The sequence below is a fragment of the Sphingobacterium sp. UBA865 genome (genome assembly GCF_002295765.1).
GTDB classification, from domain to species: domain Bacteria; phylum Bacteroidota; class Bacteroidia; order Sphingobacteriales; family Sphingobacteriaceae; genus Sphingobacterium; species Sphingobacterium multivorum.
Window position 1 is genome coordinate 247530 of the sequence record NZ_DBGB01000012.1, and the last position, 20710, is coordinate 268239.

Annotated in this window: 22 protein-coding genes and 1 riboswitch; of the genes, 12 read left to right on the forward strand and 10 right to left on the reverse strand. The window is 38.9% G+C overall.

The genetic code is table 11. The annotated features are described in order from the left end of the window. Positions 1-56: 56 nt before the first annotated feature. From ubiE to B2O97_RS06460, 6 genes are all read left to right on the forward strand, one after another. Positions 57-797, forward strand: coding sequence for a bifunctional demethylmenaquinone methyltransferase/2-methoxy-6-polyprenyl-1,4-benzoquinol methylase UbiE (gene ubiE / locus B2O97_RS06435; RefSeq protein WP_286767131.1), 741 nt, complete (start codon positions 57-59; stop codon positions 795-797). Between the two features lie 66 nt (positions 798-863). After that, the gene (locus B2O97_RS06440) at positions 864-1625 is read left to right on the forward strand and encodes an SDR family oxidoreductase (RefSeq protein ID WP_286767132.1); all 762 of its coding nucleotides are present in this window, start codon (positions 864-866) and stop codon (positions 1623-1625) included. A 10-nt stretch (positions 1626-1635) separates the two neighbouring features. Then, a complete protein-coding gene (locus B2O97_RS06445) occupies positions 1636-2085 on the forward strand; it encodes a GatB/YqeY domain-containing protein (protein ID WP_070565629.1) in 450 nt (149 codons plus the stop codon). Between the two features lie 36 nt (positions 2086-2121). Then, entirely contained in the window at positions 2122-2625 is a 504-nt protein-coding gene (locus B2O97_RS06450) for a GNAT family N-acetyltransferase (protein WP_286767133.1), read from the forward strand. Positions 2626-2636: 11 nt separating this feature from the next. Further along, positions 2637-3011, forward strand: a complete 375-nt coding sequence (locus tag B2O97_RS06455) for a DUF423 domain-containing protein (RefSeq protein ID WP_286767134.1) — start codon at positions 2637-2639, stop codon at positions 3009-3011. 6 nt (positions 3012-3017) lie between these two features. Then, positions 3018-3080: riboswitch (Fluoride riboswitch) on the forward strand. 36 nt (positions 3081-3116) lie between these two features. Then, the gene (locus B2O97_RS06460; protein ID WP_286767135.1) at positions 3117-4355 is read left to right on the forward strand and encodes a voltage-gated chloride channel family protein; all 1239 of its coding nucleotides are present in this window, start codon (positions 3117-3119) and stop codon (positions 4353-4355) included. Between the two features lie 140 nt (positions 4356-4495). Here B2O97_RS06460 and mgtE read toward each other — a convergent pair whose 3' ends face one another. The 4 genes from mgtE to B2O97_RS06480 all read right to left on the reverse strand — a co-directional run bounded on the left by mgtE (position 4496) and on the right by B2O97_RS06480 (position 7832). After that, positions 4496-5812 (reverse strand): magnesium transporter, encoded by a 1317-nt coding sequence (gene mgtE / locus B2O97_RS06465; RefSeq protein WP_070565637.1) that lies wholly within the window; start codon positions 5810-5812, stop codon positions 4496-4498. Between the two features lie 171 nt (positions 5813-5983). Then, positions 5984-6694: a dipeptidase PepE gene (pepE, locus tag B2O97_RS06470; RefSeq protein WP_286767136.1), complete on the reverse strand. Its 711-nt coding sequence runs from the start codon at positions 6692-6694 to the stop codon at positions 5984-5986. An 87-nt stretch (positions 6695-6781) separates the two neighbouring features. Beyond that, positions 6782-6958, reverse strand: coding sequence for a ribbon-helix-helix domain-containing protein (locus tag B2O97_RS06475; protein WP_153848792.1), 177 nt, complete (start codon positions 6956-6958; stop codon positions 6782-6784). A gap of 10 nt (positions 6959-6968) precedes the next feature. After that, complete coding sequence (locus B2O97_RS06480) at positions 6969-7832, reverse strand: SPFH domain-containing protein (protein WP_286767137.1); 864 nt, start codon at positions 7830-7832, stop codon at positions 6969-6971. A 96-nt stretch (positions 7833-7928) separates the two neighbouring features. On the opposite strand from B2O97_RS06480, the gene B2O97_RS06485 reads away from it, so the two are divergent. The 5 genes from B2O97_RS06485 (at position 7929) to B2O97_RS06505 (ending at position 14039) form a co-directional block, all read left to right on the forward strand. Further along, complete coding sequence (locus B2O97_RS06485) at positions 7929-8411, forward strand: DNA-deoxyinosine glycosylase (RefSeq protein WP_070565645.1); 483 nt, start codon at positions 7929-7931, stop codon at positions 8409-8411. A 53-nt stretch (positions 8412-8464) separates the two neighbouring features. Next, on the forward strand, positions 8465-9643 hold the full coding sequence (locus B2O97_RS06490; RefSeq protein WP_070565647.1) for an AIR synthase related protein: 1179 nt from the start codon (positions 8465-8467) through the stop codon (positions 9641-9643). A gap of 63 nt (positions 9644-9706) precedes the next feature. Then, the gene (locus B2O97_RS06495; RefSeq protein ID WP_070565649.1) at positions 9707-10144 is read left to right on the forward strand and encodes an ATP-dependent zinc protease; all 438 of its coding nucleotides are present in this window, start codon (positions 9707-9709) and stop codon (positions 10142-10144) included. A gap of 57 nt (positions 10145-10201) precedes the next feature. Beyond that, complete coding sequence (gene rimK, locus B2O97_RS06500) at positions 10202-11137, forward strand: 30S ribosomal protein S6--L-glutamate ligase (protein ID WP_070565651.1); 936 nt, start codon at positions 10202-10204, stop codon at positions 11135-11137. 160 nt (positions 11138-11297) lie between these two features. Next, positions 11298-14039 (forward strand): DUF3857 domain-containing protein, encoded by a 2742-nt coding sequence (locus B2O97_RS06505; protein WP_286767138.1) that lies wholly within the window; start codon positions 11298-11300, stop codon positions 14037-14039. A gap of 70 nt (positions 14040-14109) precedes the next feature. Here B2O97_RS06505 and B2O97_RS06510 read toward each other — a convergent pair whose 3' ends face one another. The 5 genes from B2O97_RS06510 to thrS form a co-directional block, all read right to left on the reverse strand. Further along, positions 14110-14559, reverse strand: a complete 450-nt coding sequence (locus B2O97_RS06510) for a DUF3060 domain-containing protein (protein ID WP_070565655.1) — start codon at positions 14557-14559, stop codon at positions 14110-14112. A gap of 250 nt (positions 14560-14809) precedes the next feature. Further along, on the reverse strand, positions 14810-15154 hold the full coding sequence (rplT, locus tag B2O97_RS06515) for a 50S ribosomal protein L20 (RefSeq protein WP_046674462.1): 345 nt from the start codon (positions 15152-15154) through the stop codon (positions 14810-14812). Between the two features lie 98 nt (positions 15155-15252). Beyond that, a complete protein-coding gene (gene rpmI / locus B2O97_RS06520; RefSeq protein ID WP_002993964.1) occupies positions 15253-15453 on the reverse strand; it encodes a 50S ribosomal protein L35 in 201 nt (66 codons plus the stop codon). A gap of 39 nt (positions 15454-15492) precedes the next feature. Further along, complete coding sequence (gene infC, locus B2O97_RS06525) at positions 15493-16053, reverse strand: translation initiation factor IF-3 (RefSeq protein ID WP_083295912.1); 561 nt, start codon at positions 16051-16053, stop codon at positions 15493-15495. 11 nt (positions 16054-16064) lie between these two features. Continuing rightward, a complete protein-coding gene (thrS, locus tag B2O97_RS06530) occupies positions 16065-17990 on the reverse strand; it encodes a threonine--tRNA ligase (RefSeq protein WP_286767139.1) in 1926 nt (641 codons plus the stop codon). 630 nt (positions 17991-18620) lie between these two features. Between thrS and B2O97_RS06535 the strand changes: the two genes are divergently transcribed. Further along, positions 18621-19244 (forward strand): 7-carboxy-7-deazaguanine synthase QueE, encoded by a 624-nt coding sequence (locus tag B2O97_RS06535; RefSeq protein ID WP_046674459.1) that lies wholly within the window; start codon positions 18621-18623, stop codon positions 19242-19244. A gap of 93 nt (positions 19245-19337) precedes the next feature. Here the strand turns inward: B2O97_RS06535 and B2O97_RS06540 are convergent, their stop codons facing one another. Further along, entirely contained in the window at positions 19338-20585 is a 1248-nt protein-coding gene (locus B2O97_RS06540) for a hypothetical protein (protein ID WP_070567673.1), read from the reverse strand. Positions 20586-20710: the final 125 nt, after the last annotated feature.

A 20710-nucleotide genomic window follows, 5' to 3' on the forward strand; every position in this document is an offset into this window, starting at 1 on the left:
ATGAAAACAAATCCCTTTTTTAGCCGAAAAATATTCATATATTGTATCTTTGTAAAATGACGCACGATTCCTCAACACTAAAGCCCTACAAAGACACCAACGATGGGAAGAAGAAACAGGTAGCAGATATGTTTAACAATATCTCGCATTCCTATGATTTTTTGAACCATTTCATGTCTTTGGGTATTGACATTATATGGCGTAAAAAAGCCATCAATTCCTTAAAGTCCATAAAACCGCAACTGATGTTGGATGTAGCGACAGGAACTGGTGATTTTGCACTGGAATCAATTAAAATCTTGAATCCAAAAAAGATTATTGGTGTCGATATCTCCCAAGGCATGCTTGAAGTCGCCAAGAAAAAGATTGCAAGCAAGGGATTAGCGAATCAATTTGAAGTTCAGTTAGGAGATTCTGAGCGGCTTCAATTCGAAGATAATACCTTCGACGCAGTTACTGTAGCATTTGGTGTCCGCAATTTTGAAAATCTGGAAAAGGGCTTATCGGATATATACCGCGTATTAAAGCCTGGTGGGAAAGCTGTTATTTTAGAATTTTCTAATCCGAAAAAGTTCCCCATTAAACAATTGTATAATTTTTATTTCAAGTTTATCACACCAACCATTGGAAAATTCTTTTCAAAAGATTCCAGTGCATATGAATATTTACCGGAATCCGTTGCTCAATTTCCGGACGGCCAAAAGTTCGTGGCCATAAACAAAAAAGCTGGTTTTAATGAAACTATTGTTAGACCACAGACGTTTGGCATCTGTACCATCTATATTGCTACAAAATAGGGTGACCGAGGCACTGTTTTTTAGGGAAAATCTGATTAAATTTTAAATACCAACTAGTTACAATATATGACTAAAACAGTTTTTATTACAGGAGCAAGTTCCGGCATCGGTCAGGCTTGTGCCGAAGTTTTAGCGAAAGAGGGGTATAATCTTTTACTTTGCGCGCGCAGGTTAAACCGTTTAGAAACATTAAGAGATACACTACTTGCGGCCTACCCGACTATTCAGATCCATATATTTGAGCTCGATGTCCGAGATGCTGAGCAAGTTGCAAACCAAATTGAAGGTTTGCCCCCCGAATGGAAAAAAATAAATATTCTCATCAACAATGCCGGGTTGAGTCAGGGATTAGATCCTATTCAAGATGGTGATATCGGCGATTGGGACAGAATGATTGATACCAATATCAAAGGCTTATTGTATGTAAGTAAAGCTGTGATACCGCTTATGGATACCGACAACGGCGCTCATATCGTTAATTTAGGATCTATTGCAGGGAAAGAGGTGTATCCGAATGGAAATGTATACTGTGCGACCAAACATGCTGTCGACGCATTGACTAAAGCGATGCGTATTGATTTGCTAACGCAAGGCATTAAAGTAACCTCTATTGACCCCGGAATGGTAGAGACTGAGTTTTCGGAAGTTCGTTTTCATGGAGATCGAGAAAGAGCTAAAAATGTTTACAATGGTGTACAACCTCTAACAGGGAAAGATATTGCCGAAACGATTCTTTTCGTCATTACCAGACCTGCACACGTCAATATAAACGATCTCTTAATCATGCCTACAGCACAGGCTACAGGCACACTTGTCAATCGAAAATAATTTAAATATCATGTCATTAGAAATACAAATAAATCAAGACATTAAAGCGGCAATGATCGCAAAAGACACGGCAAAATTACGTGGTTTACGTGCGATTAAAGCAGCTATCCTCTTAGCGAAAACAGAAAAAGGTCATGCAGAAGATCTTAGCCAGGAGGCGGAGATTAAAGTGTTACAAAAACTTGTCAAACAACGTCGCGAATCTGCTGAAATTTATAAGACGCAAAACCGTGAAGATCTGTATGAAATTGAAGTTGAGGAAGAAAAAGTAATCGAGGCTTACCTACCCAAACAGTTAAGCAAAGAAGAAGTTGAAACCATTGTCAAAGCAATTATCGTAGAAACAGGAGCTTCTTCCATTAAAGATATGGGTAAAGTAATGGGCGCGACAAATCAAAAGCTTGCAGGACAAGCTGATGGCAAAACAATTTCTGAAGTCGTTAAAAGTCTTCTCGCATAAAAGTTTTCAAATCATTCGAGTCAAATTAAATCGGGTATGTCTTCCCTGATATATCGATTTAATTTGACTCTTTTTTTTATTTTAATGATGGATTTTCAGTGGAACCTCAAGAAGTTTGACGAACTCAACAATAAAGAACTTTATCGTATCTTAAAGCTTCGAATGGAAGTTTTTGTTTTGGAACAAGAATGCTTATATCCTGAATTGGACGATAAGGACTTTGCTTGTCTCCATCTTTGGGCAGAACACAATGATGATATCATTGCATACACGAGATTAGTTCCCCCTGGTCTCTCCTATTCGCAGGCTTCCATCGGTCGGGTCATTGTCGCTGAGCAAGCTCGCGGAACCGGTTTGAGTCAACAATTAATGATTCATTCCATCGAATCTCTCTATAAAGAATTTGGTGAAGGCGAGATACAGATAGGTGCGCAATTTCATTTAAAATCCTTTTATGAAAAATTAGGGTTTAAACAAATCTCCGAGCCCTACCCTGATTATGGAATCCTTCATATTGATATGATTAAACCCACAATTTAGTAAATTTAGGCATGCAAAACGTTGTCATCATCACAGCCGCTCTATTTGGCGGCCTCGCTATTATCCTAGGTGCATTTGGAGCCCATGCATTCAAAAAAATCCTATCCGCTGAAAAACTGGAATCCTTTGAGGTCGGCGTGCGATATCAAATGTATGCTGCACTAACCCTATTGATTCTAGGATTCAATTTTCGGTTTGAGCTTCAGTCTGAACGAGTGGCATTTTATCTGATCACACTGGGAACTATTTTATTCTCTGTAAGTATATATTTTCTATCGTTTGCTGAATACTGGAAAAAGAATCTAAAGTTTCTTGGCCCAATTACCCCGCTCGGCGGATTGCTTATGATCGCAGGCTGGGTTGCTATTATCATTCGTTTTTTGTAGATTTGAAATAAATATGGCAATGATGTCTGCCCTGAACCGCCCTAATAAGCTGATGACGTCTACTATTTTAGTATAAAACAACAATTTTATATAAAGTGTAGACTTATGGCTATAACACATTCAAATCAAAGCAATCTTCATTTTTTTCTTAAATGGCTTATCTCCTGTAGTGCGATAGGTTTCATTGTCGGATCTGTTTGTGCGTTTTTTCTCTTTTCCCTCAATTGGGTAACGCAGTACCGCGAGGCTCATCCTTGGATAATTTATGGACTTCCCCTAGCAGGATTTGCCATAGCATTGTCCTATAAGTATTGGGGCGATCCATCAAGCAAAGGAAATAACCTGCTGATTGAAGAATACCTTCATCCCCAACGCCGTATTCCGCTTATCATGGCGCCGCTTGTCTTATTCGGAACTTTACTTACACATCTGTTTGGGGGTTCAGCAGGCCGTGAAGGAACTGCTGTACAGATAGGTGGAGCAGTTTCCGATCAGCTTAATCGCTGGTTTGACTTCGATAAAACTGAACGTCGCATCTTAATTTCGATCGGCATCACTGCAGGATTTGCCGCTGTGTTTGGCACCCCGCTCGCCGGAACGATATTCGGCCTGGAAGTCCTACTGATTGGCAAAAAAAGATATTTCGGCACCCTACCCTGTTTATTTACCGCCTATTTTGCGAACTTCAGCTGTCAATTATGGAATATATCACACAGCCATTATCCAATTCATGATGTTATTCCAATGCTGTCCTTGACCAATATTGGATTTAGCCTCGCCGCAGGTATTCTATTCGGTATTACAGCATGGCTTTTTACATCTGCCAGCGATTTCTTTAGCCTTCAATTCAAACGAATTAAATATCCTCTGCTTAGACCAGTGATTGGCGGTATTATTTTGGTACTTATCATTACGTTATTCCATAGCAGTAACTATATTGGACTTGGTATCCCCATGATTCAGAACGCATTTGTCGATCAGTCGAATTATTATGACTTTATCATCAAATTGCTTTTAACGACTTTCACCCTTTCGGCCGGGTTTAAAGGCGGAGAAGTCACCCCCTTATTTTTTATCGGGGCAACCTTAGGTAGTGCATTAAGCACCATTATTCCACTTCCCGTCAGCCTGCTGGCTGCCATGGGCTTTGTAGCCGTATTTTCAGGCGCTACAAACACCCCGCTCGCCTGTATTGTAATGGGTTATGAATTATTTGGGATTCAACCTATTTTATTTATAGCAATAGCGTGTATAGTCGCTTTTTTATTTTCCGGAAAAAAAGGAATTTATATTGCGCAAAAAGGCGGTTTAAAGGAAAAATTATACCGCAGGCTCAATTTATAAACAAGACAATGCGCTTTCAGCTTCTTTGTCTATCTCCTTGTATTCCATTATGGACTACTTCAAATAAACACAAGATCGGACAAAAAAACATGCAAAAAAGAAGAGTGCAGACCGCAATGAATGGATAGATGATATCTGAACTACAGCAGTTTTCCGTGCAGAAAGAATGCTGCAACAGTAAAATAGATAATCAATCCGGAAACATCCACCAGCGTTGCTACAAACGGCGCTGATGCTGTCGCTGGATCCAATCCAAACCGACGTAGGATAAATGGAATAAACGATCCCGACAAAGTTCCCCATAAAACAATAAACAATAAGGAAACCGCAACCGTAAAGCCAATTGAAATCCAATAAGGACCATAGTCATATAGACCAAGAAAATGCCAGGCCAATATCCGTAGAAATCCGATCGAACCTAATATCCCACCTAGGATCAAACCAGAAGAAACTTCGCGCTTCATCACGTACCACCAATCTTTAAGCTTTAACTCACCTAACGCCATGGCACGAATAATTAAAGATGCCGCCTGTGACCCCGAATTACCTCCACTGGATATAATTAAAGGAACAAATAAAGCAAGCACAACCGCTTTTTCTAATTCCCCTTCAAAAAAGCCCATTGCTGAGGCGGTAAGCATTTCGCTAAAAAACAGGATGATTAACCAGCCAGCTCTTTTTTGAATCAATTGCAACAAGGGGGTTTTGGTATAAGCCAGATCCAATTCTTCCATCCCTCCAAATCGCTGGATATCTTCTGTATCGCGATCTTCAATTCGGTCCAACACATCATCAAATGTCACAATTCCAACCAACACCCCTGCTTCTGTAACGATAGGCAAAGCACTGCGGTCATATTTTTGAAAAATCTCGAAGGCCTCTTCCATGGGTGTAGAGGCTTTAATCGCGGCAAAATTGTAGTCAATTAAGTCGGAAATCTTAGTAGAAGAATCCGATAGTAGTAATTGACCAATTTTCAAGTCATCGATCAATACGTTTTTCTCATCAACTACATAAATAAAATTGAGCGTTTCAGCTTTCCTTCCAAAAACTTTAATATGCCGAAAGACATCATCAACAGTATAATAAGGACGAACTTGCACATACATTGGTGTCATAAGTCGGGCTATACTATCCTCTTTATATCCGATCAGCTCCAAAGCCATTTGCTTCTCGCGCTCATTCAATAGATTGATCAGATATTTAATCAGATCATCCGGCAATTCCGACAATAATTCATTCCGGGTATCCGGCTTCAAATTATTCAGCAATTCGGACAGCTCATGCTCCGTCATGGATTTGATCAACGTATATTGAACATCCATTTCAAAAAAAGAAAAGATCTCCAATCTATCCTCCAAAGGATAGTCCATAAACTCTTGATGTTGCTCCCCTTTACTTAAACGCGATATTTCTTCCGCGATATCGGCCGGGTGTAATGCTGAATTTTGTTCCATTGGAAGAAAATTTTAATGGATTTAGCGCAAAAGTAGCTTATTTTGTATTATTTTCAACAATCTGAAAAACTATTTTTTCCAATGGGAATTAGGGCCAGCTTTTCATAAAATCGTCTACCACTGCGCTGAACGGTCCATTTGACGTTCCTTGACCATTAACTTTACAATAGCTTAAAAATTAATTAATCCAGGTGCTAGCTCTACAGGTTCAAGCCCCGCCTTAAACAACCGTGCTTTTAAATCACCTTGCAACAGAATGTTCCCGTCATTTACGTGCAGCCAGCTACCTTCGCGCAAGCCTATAACAGGTTGGCTGTTCAATTGATGAAATTCCTGAATTCGCGTTTCCCTCGTCTCTCCTTTATGTGTAGAATTTGGATCTGGATCCAAATAATGTGGATTGATATTAAAAGGTAAGAAACCAAGTGCTTTAAAACTAGGCGGATAAACAATAGGCATATCATTCGTGGTTCCAATTGTTAATCCGGTCAAATTGGACCCCGCGGATGTGCCCACATATGGAATCCCCTTTGCTACTTGTACGCGCAGTTGCGGAACCAAATCCAGATCATACAGCGTTTTTAAGAGTAAAAATGTATTTCCTCCACCAATAAAAATAGCTTTAGCATCCTGAATAGCCTTCTTCATATTGTCAAACTCATGGAGCCCCCTAACCGTCACGCCCTCATCTTTCAGGGCATCTTGTACCTTAGCGGTATAAGCATCAAAGGAAATTCCTGAAGGTCTCGCAAAAGGGACAAACAGCAATTCGTCTGACTGAATAAATTCGACAAAATCGTGCTTAATATAAGCTAAAAACTCACTCCCATGGATCGTGCTTGTACTTACGACCAATAACTTGTACGCTGGATTAATCTTCATCTTCTATCGTTAAAACATTAAATAAAAAGTACCTTTGGCTTTATTAATTGCGAGGCCAAAGGTACAGTTTTCGTTCCTTACTATAGGCTATTTCTTATCAGCAGTCTTTTTTTCTGCACCCAATCTTTTATTTTCTTGCAGTGCCTTATGTAAAAGATATTCTATCTGCCCATTAACACTTCTAAACTCATCTGCAGCCCATTTTTCCAATGCTTTGTACATTTGGTCGTCTAAGCGTAGCATAAAGTTTTTCTTATCCGCCATTTCATTTCGTTTATTGGTACAACGTACCTGTATTTACAATTGGTGTCGCTGCTTTCTCTCCACAGAGTACAACCATTAAATTGCTGACCATTGCTGCTTTTTTCTCGTTATCCAGCTCTACAATATCTTTTTCAGACAGCTTTTTTAGTGCCATTTCAACCATACCTACAGCTCCATCTACAATCTTTGAGCGCGCAGCGACAATTGCAGCGGCTTGCTGTCTTTGAAGCATCGCACCCGCGATTTCTGACGCGTAGGCCAAATGGCTGATTCTTGCTTCCTTAATAATAACGCCAGCTGGCGCCAAACGATCCGACAATTCTTGTTCAAGAATATGATTTACGGTATCCCCACCTTCACGCAAGGTGATCTCCGCTCCTTCATCTTCCAAGTTATCGTAAGGAAAGCTTCCGGCCAAATGTCTTACTGCTGCTTCACTCTGCGTGCGTACATAAGATGTGTAGTTACTGACATCATAAGCAGCTTTATACGTGTCACCCACTTGCCACACGATCACTGCCCCAATCTCAATTGGGTTTCCCATCTTGTCATTTACTTTCAGTGTCTGTCCCTGTAAGTTATCCGAACGAAGACTTACTTTAATCGTTGAATACAACGGATTGACAAAAAACAATCCATTTTCCTTAACGGTACCTACATATTTTCCGAAGAAATTCAGCACACGTGAATGATTTGGATTAATAATCATCAATCCCTTTAAAATAAAAAAAGTAGCAATCATTAATACCACTCCCAATACAACATACAGCGAACTTTCTTCTACGCTCGCAAATGAAAATATAGCTGCCACAAACGAGAAAACAGCTATCAATAAAGCTAAATAGCCTGACATTGGTTTAATTAGTTTTTCCATAATTGTTAATATATATTTGATATCATTTTAATATCATAAATATACTACAATAATTTTCATATTTCAAAGGAAAATTTAAAATTGCTATTTTTGATCATGCGCAAAAAATCCTTTCTACCCTTAGTCAATTCGACGACAGAAATACTCATCCTTGGCTCGTTGCCCGGAGATAAATCTCTGGCAGAAAATGAATATTATGCACATCCACAAAATCGCTTTTGGAAAGTAATCACCAATTTGTTCAATGCACCGGAACAAACAAATTATACGGAGAAGATAGATTTATTACTCAAAAACAACATTGGTCTTTGGGATGTTTGTGCAGAAGCCTCTCGTCCCGGCAGTATGGATTTAGCCATACAAAATGAAGTTCCGAATCCGATTGACGAGCTGCTGCAAACCTTTCCCACAATCACACAAATTATTTTTAACGGACAAAAAGCGTACAGTTTGTATTTAAAGCATTTCAACAAACGAGAAGACATTATGTACAGATGCTTACCCAGCACAAGTCCGGCCAATGCGAAAAGTAATCTCGAAAATCTAATTCAACATTGGCGCATAATAATAAGTGATTAAATTACACGAATTAGGTTCTTTAATTCAGTCCTATTGCTTATTTTTGCCCTAAGATGTCAGATTTAAAATACAATCAACGAGGCGTATCCGCAGGGAAAGAGGATGTGCACAATGCGATAAAAAATATAGATAAGGGTCTGTTTCCCAAAGCATTTTGCAAAATAATTCCAGATATTTTGGGTGGAGATCCAGACTGGTGTAATATTATGCATGCGGATGGTGCTGGTACCAAATCTTCATTGGCTTATGTATACTGGAAGGAAACCGGTGATATTTCAGTGTGGAAAGGTATAGCACAGGATTCAATTATCATGAATATTGACGACTTGCTTTGCGTGGGAGCCATCGATAACATTCTTTTATCCTCAACGATTGGCAGAAATAAAAATCTTATTCCTGGAGAGGTGATCGCAGAAATCATCAATGGCACAGAAGAGATTCTATCTGAACTTCGGGATTTGGGAATTGGCATCTATTCTACAGGAGGTGAAACGGCCGACGTTGGCGACCTTGTTCGCACCATCATTGTTGATAGTACGGTGACCTGTCGTATGAAACGTGAAGACGTCATTTCAAATCATCGCATCAAAGGTGGCAATGTAATTGTTGGATTGGCATCGAATGGAAAAGCAACCTATGAACAGACGTACAATGGCGGAATGGGTTCCAATGGACTAACTTCTGCACGTCATGATGTATTTAACAAAAAAGTAGCTGAAAAATATCCTGAAGCGTATGATCCAGCTGTTCCTTACGAACTAGTTTTCGCTGGAAGCCAGGACCTCACCAATGAAATCGAAGTTGAAACAGGAGAAAAAATAACTGCGGGTAAGCTTGTTCTTTCGGCGACGCGTACTTATGCGCCTGTTATCAAACAAATACTGGACAAGTATCGTTCACAAATCGACGGAATGGTGCATTGCTCAGGTGGAGCGCAAACAAAGGTTTTACACTTCGTTGATAATGTGCATGTCATCAAAGATAATCTTTTCCCGATCCCACCTCTTTTTGAATTAATACAGAAAGAATCCAATACAGACTGGAAAGAAATGTACAAAGTATTTAATATGGGACATCGTATGGAATTATATGTACCGGAGTCAATTGCATCGGATATCATTGCTATTTCAGAGTCGTTTGGCATTCCGGCTCAAATCATAGGTCGCGTGGAAGAATCTACTGCTAAAAAAGTTACTATAACCTCTCCTTACGGAGAATTTATCTACGAATAAAAGATTTTCATCCCTGTCCCCTGCTTATACAGGCGACAGGGCTATTTTTTCAATTTGGTATAAATGAAAGAGAAACTTCTTGTGGGCTGGAAAGAGACCCTTGATTTACCTGAATTGGGAATATATGGTATAGAAGCAAAAGTCGATACCGGTGCTGCTTCATCGGTACTACATTGCAATTCGTACGAGATCGTTAAGGAAGATGGTCAGGATTGGATTATCTGTGAACTTATAACAAATTTTGGGACAAAAGAAACAAAAACACTGAAGTTAAAACTCTATAGGACAAAACTCGTGAAAAGTTCTTTTGGCCAAGAAGAAAAGCGTTACTATATCCGCACAACAGCAACATTATATAACCAGGTATTTAGCATTAAGATCTCCTTTAGAAATAGATCACAAATGACCTATCCTATGCTGTTGGGTAAAAATTTCTTAAACAAAAGATTTTTGGTCGATGTTTCCAAAGAAAATCTGTCGACGAAGACCCTGGTAAAATAAAACAATTAGCCAAGCTATTTTGTTATCTTAGCACAAAATATATTCAATATACAAATCGTGAAAATTGCCGTATTATCGACAGTAAAGAGTTTATACTCAACTCGTCGTCTCGTAGAAGCCGCACAACAAAGAGGACACGAATGTGTTGTCATCGATCACAGCAAATGTTATGTAGGCATTCAACAAGGTAAACCCAGTATTCATTATAAAGGACAGGATCTCAGTGATATTGATGCCATTATTCCCCGGATAGGAGCATCAGTAACATTCTATGGATCTGCTATCGTTAGACAATTTGAGGTGATGGATGTCATTTCCGCGAATCCCAGTCAAGCCATTACGCGTTCCCGAGACAAATTGAGATGCCTACAGATTTTATCCGGGGCAGGTATCGGACTCCCGATTACAGGATTTGCACGCACAGCCTCCGATGTGGACGATCTCATCAGTATGGTAGGTGGAGCTCCTTTAGTCATTAAACTACTCGAGGGAACCCAAGGTATCGGTGTTGTACTTGCCGAAACCAAAAAAGCGGCCTCTTCTGTTATAGAAGCGTTCTACGGCCTGGGCAATAACATCCTGATCCAAGAGTTCATCAAAGAGTCTAAAGGCTCTGATATTCGTGCATTCGTGGTTGACGGCAAAGTTGTTGGAGCGATGAAACGCACGGCGAAAGAGGGTGAGTTTAGATCAAATATCCATCGGGGTGGCACCGCTCAGATTATCCGGTTAAGTAAAGCTGAAAGAGAAACAGCAATTGCGGCTGCGGCACAGCTAGGACTTACGGTTTGTGGTGTAGATATGATTCCTTCTGACAGAGGCCCTTTAGTACTGGAAGTAAACTCATCTCCTGGTTTGGAAGGCATCGAGAAAGCGACAAAAAAAGATATTGCCTCAGAAATTATACAATATATTGAGAGACAATATGAAGCAAAGCAAGCTCAAATGCCTAAAGTCGTTAAGAAAAAGAAAAAAAGAGAAAGTAAATTATAAAATTACCGGATTAGCAACTAAAAGGGTTGTTCGTATATACGGACAACCCTTTTTAGTTGCTAGATAACCTAGACTCAACTAAAGCCGAATTTCCAATACTCCTTAAATTCGCCTACCGTTGCTTCCAATTTTTACTTATCTTAGGCTAAATTATGAATTAATGAAAAGATTTAGCCATCTTCTATTTGCCTTTGTACTCGTACTAGCTGCATTTTCCTGGTCTTTTAGCCAAACAACTATCCAAAAGACGGCATCGCCAACTTGGCTCCGGCCCACTACAAAAAAGGCCATAAAGCCAAATTTGGATGATATTAGTGATGGATATTACTATGAGCTAATCGAACATCAAATAAACTTGGCTACCCAAACAAAATATTATAAGGACATAAAAGTTCTATTTGATCAGACTGGAATCGAAAATCTGGGGCAAATTCAGGTAACCTTTGACCCGCATTTTCAAAAACTTCAACTACATGAGCTAAAGGTTATTCGCAACGGCAAGGATATTAATCTACTACCGCAAGCAAAATTTAAGCTCCTTGCCTCCGAAACAGAGCTTTCGAGATCTATCTACAACGGAAGTCAAATGGCCCATTATGTTTTGGAGGATTTACGTAAAGACGACAAGATTGTATTTGCTTATTCAATAATAGGTGTAAACCCAGTATTTGAACAGAAATTTTTCGACAGCTACTACTTACAGGGATATGAACCTACAGGTCTGGTCCATCTCAACTATATTGTACCCAATGGTCGCAAACTTCAGTTTAAGAGTTTCAATGGCGCTCCTGAGGTGCAGCAACAGTCAACAGGAAATACAACAAATTTCTTCTGGGAGCTGACGGCTGACAAAACGGTTCAATACGAAGATTATAGCCCGTCATGGTACAGCCCTTTAAAATATATCCAATGCACGGAATTCAATACCTGGCAGGAAGTTGATCAATGGAACCGTAAAATTAATCCCATCCCGCAAATAGCAACGACAAGTACACTGCAAACCTTCGTCAACCAACTTTGGAAAGAGTCCAAAGGACAGCCCTATACATACCTGAAAAAAGCCTGCGACTTTGTACAAAATGAGATACGTTATATGGGTATTGAGATGGGAGAATATTCGCACCGGGCAAATGTTCCAGAAAAAGTATTTTCCCAGCGCTACGGCGATTGCAAGGATAAATCAATGCTGCTGGCTACAATGCTCAAAAACAAGAATATTGATGTAGGACTCGTATTAGCCAATACCTATAAGAATAGAGGCCTGCAGGAAGAGCTCCCCTCGCCCTATGCTTTCAACCATATGGTTATTGAAGTTAATATTGGTGGACGTTCCCAATATATTGACCCCACCATAACTCAGCAGGGTGGAGATATCAAAAACAGGTATTTCCCAGCTTATGGGAAAGTACTCTCCACCATGGGTAGTGGAAAGCTTACAGACGTACCGCAGCATGTTACCGGCAATATTAAAGTCAAGGAAACCTTGACACTGGAAGGCAAATTTGAGGCTACCCTGGATGTCCACACAACTTATGTTGGAAATGAGGCGGACGATATGCGCAGTTATTTTCAAAGTAGCGCCAAAAATGACATACAGAAGCAATACTTAGAGTATTATACAAAGATCTACCCCAAGATCAATAAAACTGGTCATATACAATACAAAGATGATATGGAGAACAATATTGTGGAGGTCATCGAAAAGTATAAAATAAAGAACATTGGAAAGAAGGAAAGCGGATCTACAAAAAAATATATTCCTTTGTTGGGAACAAATATCAATGAAAAGCTTCCAGAGATTATGGAGGATCGTATTGCTCCCCTAAGCCTTTCTTTTCCAACAGATCTAACCTACGAAATGTATATTGTCAACAAAGGCAAAAAGGAATTTGGTAATTACAGGGACAATAGTTATTTTGACAGGACTGCGTATGTCTTCGGTAAAACACTGGAAGTAAATCAAGATAGTATTAAGCTCTCATACACGTTAAGTTTCCACGAACCCTTTGTCGAACAAAAAGACCTGAAACAGTATTATACAGATTTTGCAGATCGTGATGATATCTTTTATAATGGCTTTTATCTTGACAATGACGGATATGTAACAGATGGGATACCTCGCTTAGGAACCCCTTCTTCAGTCAATGAAATTAATTGGTTTTCATTAATCCTATTCGTTCTTCTGGTGCCAGCCATCATCTGGTATATTGTTAAAAAGTATAATAAAACCAGAGCTTTTATCATCAAACCTTATGACGAGATCTATCACGATCAGATCGGCGGATGGATGATCGTGCTGCTTATTGTACTATTTATAAATATAGTGACCCTATCCGGTATATTTTTCTTCCAGCAGTCCTTCTTTAATTTAAATACTTGGCAGGCGGCAGATCAGCTGGAAGGTGTTTCCCCCTTTTTATACAGAACTTTACTATTATTAGAAATAATCGGTAATATATTGGTACTAGCGGGTTTGATTTATAGCTGCATCTTGCTGGTCAAGAAACGCGATATTTTCGCTCAGACCTTCTTTATGGTTGCACTATTTATGGCCGTATTCTGTACTATTGATAGAATTGTATCCCATCTTATGTTCAAAAGTTATTTTGATAAAACAGAAGACTTGTTCACACATTATAAAGATACTATAAAATCAATTTTTTTCTTCTGTATTTGGGGAACTTACGTCTATAAATCGGAACGTGTAAAAGGCACCTGTATTCGGACGTATCAGAACGATGAGATTATTCAGAAGGCTGCGACAGTTCATCCTTTTGATCAAGATTTTCTAAAGCCTTATTCAATTACAAAACAAAGAGAAAACGAAGCTGAGGCGGAATTTCAATCCCAGGGTGATAGAGCCAATAGCAGTCATCCCGAGGATCATCCAGATAAACCATAGTTGCCACCTCGCGTAAAAATGGTTTCGTAAATAATATACGAAACCATTTTTTATGAAAATATGATTTACATTATTTCATCTTCATCACCATATTATCCGCGCCTTCAGTAGACACTTTTACCTGACCAGATTTGTTCTTCGTAGACTTATAATGGACATGGTTTTTGACTCCCTCAATCTGAACGGTCTCTACTGAACCAATATTGACCCTATTGTCTGCTCCCTCTATCGTTACCGTTGCGATGTCATTGCCTGTTACTGTATTCCCCTTCCCCTCAATAATCAATTTGCTCACATTGCCACGAATCACAACTTTATTGTCAGCTCCTTCTATTTGTACGATCTCTCCTCCTTTGGCCTCTATTGTACGGTTATTGTTTACCCCTTCAATCGAGATAACTTTTCCCTGTTGATTAACCACATCGTTCGTTAGAGCCTTGGAAAATGGCTCTTTGGCCGCTATAACCAAGCTTCCGATCAAAAGAAGCGAAAATCCAAATGTAATTGTTCTTAGTTTCATAATGCTCTATTTTCTACAGTTCAACAAAAATCAAACCTAATTTCAGATTTAAAAGGGATATGAGCTGTAATATACTACGTCAATGCCTCAAAAGTATAATTGGGGAATAAGAAATAAAATGAAATACAGCATGTATTGGTTTTACTTGGAACATAACGTCCCAAAAAAGATACAGCATCCGTTACAACAAAAAAAGGAGCCTAACAGGCTCCTTTAATATCTCTAACAAATTGACAGCGGATTAAAAACTCTATTTTACTGCGTCTACAACTGCTTTGAAAGCTTCTGGGTTATTTAAAGCTAAGTCAGCTAAAACCTTACGGTTCAAACCAATATTCTTAGCGTTTAATTTACCGATCAATTGGGAATAAGAAATTCCGTGTTGACGAGCTCCAGCGTTGATACGTTGAATCCATAAAGCTCTAAACTCGCGTTTTTTGGTTTTACGATCGCGGTAAGCGTATTGTAAACCTTTTTCTACTGTATTTTTAGCAATAGTATAAACTTTGCTACGTGATCCAAAGTAACCTTTTGCAAGGCCTAGGATTTTTTTGCGTCTTCTTCTAGAAGCTACTGCGTTAACCGAACGTGGCATATTTTTAAAATTAGTTTGGTAGAAGGTGTCATGTATTTCAATGAACTTACAACCTTGTACCCGGTTAAAAAATTATTATTAATAAAATCGAATAAAACTTATTTACCGATAGCAAGCATACGTTTTACGTTGCCCATATCGCCATCAGATACATAACTTGTTTGTGTTAAGTTACGTTTACGTTTTGTGCTCTTTTTTGTCAAGATGTGGCTTTTGAAAGCGTTTTTTCTTGCAATTTTACCTGTTCCAGTCAATTTGAAACGTTTCTTTGCGCTGGAATTGGTTTTAACTTTTGGCATAATACTTATAAATTTTATATCAATCTGTTAGAATTCTTATTATTTTTTAGGAGCCTTTGGAGCTACTGTTAAAAACATGCGTTTACCTTCTAATTTCGGTAAAAGCTCTACCTTACCGTAATCCTCTAAAGCCTGAGCAAAGCGTAACAACAAGATCTCACCTTGATCCTTGTGTACAATAGCACGACCTTTGAAGTGTACATAAGCACGAACTTTCTCTCCACTTTCTAGAAACTTAATAGCATGTTTCAATTTGAACTCAAAATCATGCTCACCAGAGTTAGGTCCGAAACGGATTTCTTTAATAACAGTCTGTTTTGCATTAGCTTTGATTTCCTTTTGTTTCTTCTTCTGTTCGTAAACAAACTTACTGTAGTCGATAATCTTACAAACCGGCGGTACAGCATTTGGCGAAATCTCCACTAAATCAAGTTCCAACTCATCAGCCAACTCTAACGCTTTGCGCGTAGGGTAAACTCCTTGTTCCACATTATCTCCTACCAAGCGCACCTCCGGTACCTTGATTAACTCATTAATGCGGTGATCTGGTTCTTTCTTTCTCATTGGTGGTCTTGGACCACCGGGTCTTTTTAATGCCAAATGTTTAAAAATTAAACGGTTATTTCCTTAATTAATATATCTCTAAATGCCTCAGCAGTCATTGTTCCCAATTCCACTGAGCCATGTTTACGTACAGAAACTGTGCCATTTTCCACCTCTTTTTCCCCTACAATCAACATATAAGGAAGCTTTTTCACTTCGGCGTCTCTGATTTTTCTGCCCACTTTCTCGTCACGTAAGTCTATCAGTCCGCGAATATCGGAATTATTTAGCGAATTCAAAACATTTTGCGCATATTCTTCGTATTTTTCTGACACTGGCAAGACGATAAATTGCTCAGGTGCAAGCCATAACGGGAATTGTCCCGCACAATGTTCGATCAGTACAGCTACAAAACGCTCCAAAGATCCAAAAGGTGCACGGTGAATCATTACTGGACGATGTTTCATATTATCACTTCCAGTATATTCCAATTCAAAACGCTCAGGTAAATTATAATCGACCTGTATTGTACCCAATTGCCACTTCCGTCCTAAAGCATCCTTCACCATAAAGTCTAACTTAGGACCATAGAAAGCCGCCTCTCCATATTCCACGACTGTCGGTAAACCTTTCTCTTCAGCAGCCTCAATAATCGCAGACTCAGCCAAAGCCCAATTTTCGTCAGTACCAATATATTTTGTACGGTTTTCAGGATCACGTAATGACACTTGTGCTGTATAATCATTAAAGCCTAACGCTCCAAATACATAAAGAACCAAGTCTATTACCTTTTTGAATTCATCTTTAACCTGATCAGGACGGCAAAACAAATGTGCATCATCTTGCGTAAACCCACGAACCCTTGTCAAACCGTGAAGCTCACCAGATTGCTCGTAACGATATACAGTACCAAACTCAGCAAAGCGAACCGGTAAGTCCTTATACGAGCGTGGTTTTACTTTATAAATTTCACAATGATGCGGACAGTTCATTGGTTTTAACAAAAACTCTTCTCCTTCGATCGGAGTCTTTATTGGTTGAAATGAATCCGCGCCATATTTCTCATAGTGTCCAGAAGTCACATATAACTGCTTATGCCCGATATGCGGCGTAACAACAGGCTCATACCCAGAGTTTAACTGTGCTTTCTGCAAAAAGTCTATCAGCTTTTGACGTAATGCAGCTCCTTTAGGCAACCAAAGTGGCAAACCTGCACCAACATTTTCAGAAAAAGCAAAAAGTTCCAACTCTTTCCCAAGTTTACGGTGATCGCGTTTTTTCGCCTCTTCTATAAATTTCAAATACTCTGTAAGCTCCGATGCCTTAGGGAACGTAACACCATAAATACGTGTCAACTGTTTGCGAGACTCATCACCCCTCCAGTAAGCACCGGCAACATTAGTCAATTTAATCGCTTTAATAAACCCAGTATTTGGAATATGAGGGCCACGACATAAATCTGTAAATTCCCCTTGCGTGTAGAAAGTAATCTTTCCATCTTCCAAGTCTTTGATTAAATCTAGCTTATACTCATCTCCTTTTTCAGTAAAGTAAGCCAATGCATCCGATTTCGAAACAGCTTTACGTTCAAATGTTTCTTTCCGTTTAGCCAGCTCCAGCATCTTGTCTTCGATGGCTTTAAAGTCATCAGACGAGAATTCACGATCACCAAAATCAACATCGTAGTAAAATCCGGTTTCAATCGCGGGACCAATACCAAATTTAATCCCTGGATACAATGCCTCCAAAGCCTCAGCCAGTAAGTGGGCTGAAGAATGCCAAAAAGTGGATTTACCTTTGGTATCATTCCAGGTTAATAACTTAACAGTAGCATCATTTTCAATAGCACGGGCAGAATCCCACACTTCGCCATTTACTTCGGCAGCAAGAACGTTTCTTGCAAGCCCCTCTGAGATGGATAACGCAATCTCTGCAGCAGTGATTCCTTTTTGATACTCTCTTACGGAACCATCCGGTAGTGTAATTTTAATCATTTACAACTATGATCTTTAAATTGTTAAAAAATAGAAAACATAAAACAACATGTACAATTATGTTATTACACTTACGTTTTCAATAAATAAATTGTGACACAAATTTAGTAAAAATTCTGATAAAATAACAGGTTTTTTGCGCTATTCAACGCATTATTCAGGGCATTTACAGGCTCCCCACCTCTCCACTGTTCAAATACGCCGACTTCATTGGCTTTACACACTTTACATCCTCATCGTTGCAGTTTAAAACGGATTGATAATCTGATCTTATTGACCAACAATATCGCTCTATGGTACCGAGGTACATCCCAACAATTAATGAAAATCAGGTTATATATTAACAGGGTAATTGCAGGGGGTTAACAGGGGTAAATCCCTATTAACCCCCTGTTATACCTCTACAAAAAGAGTGTTGTTTCACTGTTAATAGAAAACATAGTATAGGCTGATAGCATGGTAGCAGTAAACTATGTGCTTTGTTTAAACATGAACCTAAAAACAAAGGGATAAAAGCAGATTATACCAGCTACTATATATAAAAAAATGACAGGGCAGCTACTTAAAAGCAACAGAACAAATTGAGCATCTCATTAATATTTGCTACCTTTGCAGACTGAAATTTTAACTATGTCAAATCAAGTACCAGAAGACGGAACACTATTACCCCTAATGGAAGAATTTTACACGATTCAGGGAGAAGGCTACCATACCGGGACTGCTGCTTATTTCATACGATTGGGTGGTTGCGATGTTGGCTGCCATTGGTGCGATGTAAAGGAAAGCTGGGATGCATCTATCCACCCCCTTACAGCCGCAGATTCGATTATCGAAAATGCAAAGAAATATCCGGCAAAAACTGTTGTCATTACGGGTGGCGAACCGCTTATTTATAATTTGGATTACCTAACAAAAGGGCTTCATGAGGCAGGGATTAAAACGTTTATTGAAACCTCTGGTGCATATCCTCTGAGTGGTGAATGGGACTGGATATGTTTATCTCCAAAAAAATTCAAAGCACCACGCAAAGATGTGTTAGAAGCTGCTGGTGAACTTAAAGTTATCGTTTTCAATAAAAGCGATTTCGCTTGGGGAGAAGAATATGCACAACTTGTAGGGCCAAACTGCAGATTATACCTTCAACCTGAATGGTCGAAATCTAAAGAAATGACGCCTTCTATTATTGATTACGTAAAAGAAAACCCTAAATGGGATATTTCACTACAAACACATAAGTTTTTAAACATTCCTTAATAGTGAAATGCACGATTAAATAGACACAAAAAAGGCTTTCGACAGTATCGAAAGCCTTTTTTTATCAATCTATATTAATGCATGTCATTTAAATCACTTCACATAGGTTTTTAAAAAAGTGTCCAGGTCTAGCGTCTTCGTTTCTTCACCTTCCTTCTCCCGGACCAGCACATTTCCAGCATTATCAGCATCTAGAAATAATAAGGTCGCCTTTAATAAAATCTTTCCATTTTCATCCAACAATCCAACTTTACCATTTTCAGAGAACATCAAATAATTGTCTAAAAATTTACTGATATTTTCCTTCTTGTCAAGCAGAACTTTCCCTTCCTGTGTAACCAATCCAAAATTACCATCCTTCTGAAAAATAGCAAGTTTTTGATTTGCTGGCGTAAGCCAGTCAAACCCTTCCTTATTTACCTTCCCCCCCTTCTTATCCAACAACCAAAAATAATTATCCTTATCTGAAACAATAGCAGTCTGCTCATTAAAATACGCTAAAGAGAAAAGAGAGCAAGGCAGCACATCTTCTCCCGCCATGTTTTTTATACCATAATATTCATCATTGGTATCTTTATCCTTGACCATGGTCCATTTAAGTGACTTATCCAATGGGAAAGTATCTTCAAATAAACTCACATCTTCCCCCTCACTCGTATTACCTCCCCCCGAGATATCAATCACCTTTGCATTTTTGGGAAGCTCGAAATCTGCCGCAGAAGATACATTGGTGACTTTCGTTGTTTCAAAACCAAGATCATTGTTCTCACCCAAAGACAATTTGAGCACACCTCCAGGCAAATCATTGATAAATGAAAATGCCGTCAAATAATAAGTAGGCACCGCTTCCGAATACCATACCGTTGCTACTGCAGAATCGGCATTGTTTTTTATAAATAACTTTGCTTTCTTACAGGTAATTCCCGCTATCGATTCGATCTCGCCCATATCTTGCAGCTGCACATAGGGACCTTCCGACTCCCCTAACTTCGCACTGACAATCTTATAGGCTGGATTGTATGCTTCGGCAGTAACAATATCATCACCGACCGAATACGAATATGTTTTTGCTAATTTTCGATTTAAAATAGCATGTGCTTTTTGATTCACGACAGTGGAAGAATAATCGGCATCTGTTAAAATTTCCACATTCCGATAAGCCATTTTTCCTTTCAAAAATGGCTCATAAAACTCTTTTGCAAATTCCGGAACTTCATTTTCAAATTTTTCAGGTGAAACTTCGCCTTTAAACACCAACTCCATCTGCCATTGCTTATCTTGCGCATAAGTTGTCGAAATTGATAATCCAAATAATAGTGCAACGCTGAGTAAATTATTCATAAGAATGATAAATATGTAGCTAAATAACAAAAGACAGACCAAAAAGCCTATCTTTTGCTCTATTTTTTTATTTATTTACTTTTTTCTCTTCATATTTCCATAAAATGTAAAAACGTGATCGCTAA